Source organism: Massilia aurea (assembly GCF_024753205.1).
Classification (GTDB): domain Bacteria; phylum Pseudomonadota; class Gammaproteobacteria; order Burkholderiales; family Burkholderiaceae_D; genus Telluria; species Telluria aurea.
Genome location: NZ_JANUGZ010000033.1, coordinates 1 through 771, shown reverse-complemented (window position 1 = coordinate 771; position 771 = coordinate 1). Strand labels below are relative to the sequence as shown.

Sequence of the window (771 nt, the reverse complement as noted above, 5' to 3'; positions counted from 1 at the left end):
ACCCTGGACTACCAAGGTTATAGGGACAAGCCGTACGGGCAATTAGTACTGGTTAGCTTAATGCATTACTGCACTTCCACACCCAGCCTATCAACGTCCTGGTCTCGAACGACCCTTTAAAGAGCTCAAGGCTCTGGGAAATCTCATCTCAAGGCAAGTTTCCCGCTTAGATGCTTTCAGCGGTTATCTCTTCCGAACTTAGCTACCCGGCAATGCCACTGGCGTGACAACCGGTACACCAGAGGTTCGTCCACTCCGGTCCTCTCGTACTAGGAGCAGCCCCCTTCAAATTTCCAACGCCCACGGCAGATAGGGACCAAACTGTCTCACGACGTTTTAAACCCAGCTCACGTACCACTTTAAATGGCGAACAGCCATACCCTTGGGACCGGCTACAGCCCCAGGATGTGATGAGCCGACATCGAGGTGCCAAACTCCCCCGTCGATATGAACTCTTGGGAGGAATCAGCCTGTTATCCCCAGAGTACCTTTTATCCGTTGAGCGATGGCCCTTCCATACAGAACCACCGGATCACTATGTCCTACTTTCGTACCTGCTCGACTTGTCGGTCTCGCAGTTAAGCACGCTTATGCCATTGCACTATCATCACGATGTCCGACCGTAATTAGCGTACCTTCGAACTCCTCCGTTACACTTTAGGAGGAGACCGCCCCAGTCAAACTGCCTACCATGCACTGTCCCCGATCCGGATAACGGACCAAGGTTAGAACCTCAAATGAACCAGGGTGGTATTTCAAGGTTGGCTCCAC

General features: G+C 52.3%; 1 rRNA gene. It reads right to left on the bottom strand.

The window, feature by feature from the left end:
- Nucleotides 1-21: 21 nt before the first annotated feature.
- A 23S ribosomal RNA gene (locus NX775_RS23915) occupies nucleotides 22-771 on the bottom strand; the annotation flags it as partial.